Annotated in this window: 3 protein-coding genes; 1 reads left to right on the top strand and 2 read right to left on the bottom strand. The window is 73.6% G+C overall.

What is annotated here, in order from left to right:
- The first annotated feature begins 379 nt into the window (after positions 1-379).
- Positions 380-1,978: a carboxyl transferase domain-containing protein gene (locus tag AC5LSR_RS11930; protein WP_250290010.1), complete on the top strand. Its 1,599-nt coding sequence runs from the start codon at positions 380-382 to the stop codon at positions 1,976-1,978.
- A gap of 130 nt (positions 1,979-2,108) precedes the next feature.
- Here AC5LSR_RS11930 and AC5LSR_RS11925 read toward each other — a convergent pair whose 3' ends face one another.
- Both AC5LSR_RS11925 and AC5LSR_RS11920 read right to left on the bottom strand, forming a co-directional pair.
- A complete protein-coding gene (locus tag AC5LSR_RS11925; RefSeq protein WP_250281488.1) occupies positions 2,109-5,270 on the bottom strand; it encodes a leucine--tRNA ligase in 3,162 nt (1,053 codons plus the stop codon).
- A 134-nt stretch (positions 5,271-5,404) separates the two neighbouring features.
- Positions 5,405-6,125 (bottom strand): rhomboid-like protein (locus tag AC5LSR_RS11920; RefSeq protein WP_493468455.1); only part of this gene is annotated, 721 nt, incomplete at its 5' end.

Raw genomic sequence — 6,125 nt, 5'->3', positions numbered from 1 at the left:
ATCACGGCCCTTCCGGAATCCCGGCCCGCCCGACCGGGAGAACCGCCAGGCCAGATCGGACTCACGCAGGACGAATCCAGGGCGTACCTGCATGGGTGGGTAGGCCATTCTCCCATGGTGGCCCATCCTGGCGGCCGGGATTCCGGAAGGGCCGTGATCATAGCCACGGTCCGGGTGACCGGCCTGGCCGCCGGCTCATCCATGCGACCTTTGTATCGAGGCCGGCCCGGGTCGCGACTGCCGCGGCCGATGTGGGTATGACCGGCCATGAGCTGCTGATTTATCAACGATCGCGCACCATAGTGTCCCGCGTTACGCTCGAAAACAGCCACGGCGGGAGGGTTCCGGCATGACTACCAGGGGAGGACCCGCGTCCACTGTGAAGCGTCCGCATCTTGACGATCTTCTTGGCGGGCTCCTCGACGCCGGTACGTGGCGGTGCTGGGACCGCGCCCCCGAACAGCCCGCGCTGAGCGCCGCCTACGGCCAGGACCTGGCGCGGGCCAGTGAACGCAGCGGCGCGGACGAGGCGATCCGCACCGGCGAGGGCCATGTGGGCGGCCACCGGGTCGCGGTCGTGGCCAGCGAGTACGGCTTTCTCGGCGGCAGCGTCGGGATGGCCGCGGCCCGCCGGGCCACGGCCGCGATCAGACGGGCCACCGCGCAGCGGCAGGCCCTGCTGGCCCTGCCCGCCAGCGGCGGCACCCGCATCCACGAGGGCACCCCCGCCTTCCTCCAGATGCTGACGATCAGCAGCGCCATCGCCGAGCACCGGGCGGCGGGCCTGCCCTACCTTGTCTACCTGCGCCATCCGACGACCGGGGGCGTGCTCGCGTCCTGGGCCTCCCTCGGGCATGTCACGTTCGCCGAGCCGGGGGCGCTGGTCGGCTTCCTCGGGCCCCGAGTCGTCGAGGCGCTCACCGGCACGGCGCTCGGGCCGGACGCGCAGAGCCCCGAGACGCTGCGCCTGGCCGGCCTGGTGGACGCCCTCGTCACCCCCGAGGAGCTGCGGGAGAGCATCCAGCGGGTACTCAACGTCGTCGCGGGTGGCGGCGCTGCCGCTCCCCCGGGGCACGGCCCGGGGCACAACGACGTGGCGGGCCCGCCGGCCGGGCCGGCTGGCTCGGGGCCGTTCAGGATCACGTTGCCCGGTTCCCGGCCGGCTCGCAGCGGGCGGGATCCGTGGATGTCGGTGCTGGCCACCCGCGCGCCCGACCGTCCCGGCCTGCGCGAGTTCCTGGCGGTGGCCAGCGATGTCACACTGCTCGGCGCATCCAGCCTGGGCCGGGGTGTCAGCCAGGGGACGGACACGTCCGGTACGCCGATCGTCACCGCACTCGCCCTGCTGCGGGGGACGCCCTGCGTCGTCATCGGGCAGGACAGGTCGGCCCAGTGGCATCGGCGTATCGGCGTGGCCGATCTCGACGCGGCCCGGGACGCGGTGCGCCGGGCCGCTGACCTGCGGCTGCCGATCCTCACCGTCATAGACACCCCGGGCGCGGAGCTGTCGGAGGCGGCCGAACGCCACGGGATCGCCCCGGCGATCGCGCGTTGCCTGGCGACGTTGCTGACAACGCCGGTACCGACGGTGAGCGTGCTGCTCGGGCAGGGCACGGGCGGCGCCGCGCTCGCCCTGCTGCCGGCGGACACGGTCATCGCCGCCGAGGACGCCTGGCTCGCCCCGCTGCCGCCCGAGGGCGCCTCGGTGATCATGTATCGGGACGTCGGCCACGCCGCCGGCATGGCCCGCGGGCTGCGGATCACCGCCCACGATCTTCAGCGGCTGGGCGCGGTCGACCTGGTCCTGCCCGTCCCGGACGGCGGTGTGGACGGCGGCCCGAAGACGGCGGCGGACGTCCGCGGGTGGGTGGCCGGTCTCGCCGAGACCGCCGCCGCGTGCCTGCGCGCCGCCGTGGGGCTGGACCCGGCGACGAGGCTGGCGGCCCGCCGCGACCGCCATGACCAGCTGACGCCGTAACCTGACGCACCCGCGCGCCCACGAACGGCCCCGGCCCCGGACGGGGCCGGCTTCCTGGGCGTGGCCGGCCGCCCGGGCTCAGGAAGCCGGCCACGCTCAGGCGGGGGCCGGTCCGGGGCCGAGCCGGGGATCAGCCCAGGGCGATGTTGACGATCCGGCCGGGGACCACGATCAGCCGTTTCACCGTCCGGTCCGCGGTGTGCCGCGCGTACTCCTCGTGGCCGGCCACCAGATCGCGGACGGTCTGCTCGTCGGCGTCCGCGGGGACGTCGACGGTGAACCGTACCTTGCCGTTGACCTGCACCGGCAGCGTCACCGTGGACTCCGCCGCCAGCGAGGCGTCCCCCCGCGGGAAGGGGTGCCAGGCGAGCGAGCCGTCGTGGCCCAGCCGCGACCACAGCTCCTCGGCGATGTGCGGGGCCAGCGGCGCGACCATGAGGACCAGCGCCTCGGCGAGCGCGCGGGGCAGCCCGCCCGAGCCGCCGTAGCGCTTGCTGACGAAGTTGGTCAGCTCGATCAGGCGGGCCACCGCGGTGTTGAAGCGCAGGCCCGCGTAGTCCGCGTGGACGGCGAGGATCGTGCGGTGCAGCGCCCGGGTGGCCTCGGCGTCCGGCTCGGCGTCGGAGACGGCCGCCGTGCCGGTCGCCTCGTCGACGAGGTTGCGCCACAGCCGTTGCAGGAAGCGGTGGGAGCCGACGATGTCGTCGGTGTGCCAGGGCCGGTCCGCGTCCAGCGGGCCCATGGCCATCTCGTAGACCCGCAGGGTGTCCGCGCCGAAGCTGTCGTACATCTCGTCCGGGCTGACGCTGTTCTTCAGGCTCTTGCCCATCTTCCCGGAGCGCCGGTTCACCGGCTCGCCGTCGTGGGTGAACCCGCCGTCGCCGGTGCGGACGACCTCGGCCGCGGGCACGTACATGCCGCGGGCGTCGGTGAACGCGTCCGCCTGGATGTAGCCCTGGTTGAACAGCCGCTTGAACGGCTCCTTCGTCGAGACCAGCCCCAGGTCGTAGAGGACCTTGTGCCAGAACCGCGCGTACAGCAGGTGCAGGACGGCGTGCTCGACACCGCCGACGTAGAGGCCCACGCCGCCGTCGCCGGGCGGGCCGTCGGGGGTGTGCATCCAGTAGCGCTCGACCTCGGCGTCGACGAAGCGCTCGCTGTTCGTCGGGTCGAGGTAGCGCAGGTAGTACCAGCAGGAGCCGGCCCACTGCGGCATGGTGTTGGTCTCGCGCCGGTACGTCTTCGGCCCGTCGCCCAGGTCGAGGGTGACGGTGGCCCAGCCGGTGACCCGTGCCAGCGGGGGGACCGGGTCGCTGACGTCGTCGTCGGCCGTGGCCGTCGGCCGGAAGTCGGTCATCTCCGGCAGGGTGACGGGCAGCAGTTCGTCCGGGAGCGCGACCGGCAGGCCGTCGTCGTCGAAGACGACCGGGAAGGGCTCGCCCCAGTAGCGCTGCCGGGAGAACAGCCAGTCCCGCAGCCGGTAGGAGCGGGCGGCGCGGCCCGCGCCGACGTCCTCCAGCCAGCGGACCGTCGTCTTGATCGCGTCCGGCTTCGACAGCCCGACGAGGGACGGCGCCGCACCCGGCGCCGAGAGGTACTCTCCCTCCCCGGCGAAGGCGGCCGGCCAGGTGTCCGCCGCCGCGCCCGCGGGCACTCCGTGTTCGGTGCGCCAGTCCTCGCTCGGCGCGAGCACAGCAGGGACGGGCAGGCCGAACTGCCGGGCGAAGGAGAAGTCGCGCTGGTCGTGCGCGGGAACAGCCATGATCGCGCCGGTCCCGTACCCCATCAGGACGTAGTCGGCGAGGAAGACCGGGATATCGCTGCCGGTGACCGGGTTGGTGACGTACGCGCCGGTGAAGACGCCGGTGCGCGGGACCTCGTCGGTGCCGCGCTGACGGTCGCCCAGGCGGGCGGCGTACTCCCGGTAGGCGGCCACGGCCGCCCGCGGCGTCCAGGCTGCCCGGTCCGGCGCCGGGACGCTGTTGTCGGCTCCCGGGGCGGCACCGGCGGCGTCCCGCGGCTCGGTGCCCGGGGTGAGGGGCGGGTCGGTGAACGTCCAGTTGACGGGGGTGTCCGGCGGCCAGGTCCGCGCGGTCAGCGTGTCGACGAGGGGGTGCTCGGGGGCGAGCACCATGAAGGTGGCGCCGGCCAGGGTGTCGGGACGGGTGGTGAACACCTCGACGCGGACGTCGGAGCCGGCCGCGGGGAACTCGACCGTGGCGCCATCGCTCGGCCCGATCCAGTTCCGCTGCATCTGCTTGATGGAGTCCGGCCAGTCGACCAGGTCCAGGTCGGCGATCAGGCGCTCGGCGTAGGCGGTGATCCGCAGCACCCACTGGCGCAGCGGGCGGCGGAAGACCGGGTAGTTGCCGATGTCGCTGCGCCCGTCGGCGGTGACCTCCTCGTTGGCGAGCACCGTGCCGAGGCCGGGGCACCAGTTGACCAGCTGCTCGGAGATGAAGGCCAGCCGGTAGCCGTCCACGACCTGCCGGCGTTCGGTCGGGCCGAGCGCCGGCCAGGGCCGGTTGTGCGGGTTGGCGCTGCCCTTGGGGACGCGGGTGCCGGCGGCGAACTCGGCGACCAGCTCGTCGATCGGGCGGGCGCGGTCGGCCTGGTCGTCGTACCAGCTGTTGAAGATCTTCAGGAAGATCCACTGTGTCCAGCGGTAGTACGCCACGTCCGTGGTGGCGATCTCGCGGCGGGTGTCGTGGCCCAGCCCCAGCCGGCCGAGCTGGCGCCGCATGTTGTCGATGTTGGCTTCGGTGGTGACCCGCGGGTGCTGCCCGGTGTTGATGGCGTACTGCTCGGCCGGCAGGCCGAAGGCGTCGTAACCGAACGGGTGCAGGACGTTGTAGCCGGTCATCCGCAGGTAGCGGGCGAACACGTCGGTGCCGATGTACCCGAGCGGATGCCCCACGTGCAGGCCGCTGCCGGACGGGTAGGGGAACATGTCCATGACGAAGAACGGCGGCCGTCCGGCGACCTCGTCGAAACCGTCCGACAGCGGGCCCCGCGGGTTGGGGGAGTGGAACGTCCCCCGCCGCGACCACGCCTGCTGCCAGCGGCGCTCGATCTCGCCGGCGAGCCGGGCGTCGTAACGGAACGGCAGGTCCACGGCTCCGGCCGCGCCGCCTGTGACCGGCTCAGCGTCCACCGGCCGGGTGTCATCTTCACGCCCGGTGACGGTGTGGCCGGCGGCAGCGTCCCTGGTGTCCCGCGCGCCGGCGTCCCGCACGGCGTTGCCGTTGGTGCCGCTGTGCTCGACACGGCTGTGCTCGGTACTGCTGGTCATCTCTCATCATCCTCAGGTCAACCCGACCCGACCCGTCCCGCGGACCCTGCGGGAATCCGCGGATCACGACAGCGGAACCAGCTGTGCTGGCTCATGGCAGGCACACGCGGATGGTGTCGATCGTTGGTTCGAGCCTATCCGGAGCCTGTGAACCGGGGCTGGCAGGCCGGGCCGGAAGGCCCGGAAGGTATGGTGCCCGCCAGCGGGTACGAGAGCCGAAGGTACCGGACGCAGGCCAGGCCGATGCCGGCCGCGATCAGGTGGCCGGCGGCGGTGAAGTCGCGGGTGCGGACCGCGGCGAGGACGAGCGGCGCCAGCAGGCCGCCGACCAGCGGCCACCGCCGGTGCGCCCGTGCCGTGGCGGCGAGCACCGTGGCACAGGCGATCAGGCCATAGCTGGCGCCGACGTCGACGGCCTCGGTGACATGCCCGCCGACAAGCCCGGCACGTTGGCCCAGCAGCAGCCCGCCGGCGACGAGCAGGCTCGCTCCGACATGCCCGGAGGCGAACACGCCGAGTGCCGGTCGGGGGCCGGCCACCCGTTCCAGCGGCGCGAGCAGCGCCGCCACCGCGGCGGCCGTCTGCGGGAACGTGCCCCTTTCGAGCCAGAACGCGCTGGCCACCAGCACGTACAGCGGGCGGCTGCGCAGCCCCGCGAGGTTGGTGGACCGGCTGCGCAACAGGCGCTGGTAGGCGTCCTGGTCGAGCCGGTGGACGACCGCGAGCACGGCCGAGGTGACGCTCAGGACGCAGAGATAGGCCATGGCCAGGGGCGCGGCCCGCCAGGCCCGGGCCAGCGGGTCGTCCCGGCTTGCGGACGCCGTCCGCCGTACCCGCGGCCAGGTCCGCGGCAGC

It is taken from the genome of Protofrankia sp. CiP1_Cm_nod4 (genome assembly GCF_982290645.1).
This window is presented reverse-complemented; position numbering and strand designations above follow the sequence as displayed.

Excerpts from the sequence above, each read along its gene's own strand:
- AC5LSR_RS11925 (WP_250281488.1), bottom strand. The coding sequence starts at position 5,270 with ATGACCAGCAGTACCGAGCACAGCCGTGTCGAGCACAGCGGCACCAAC.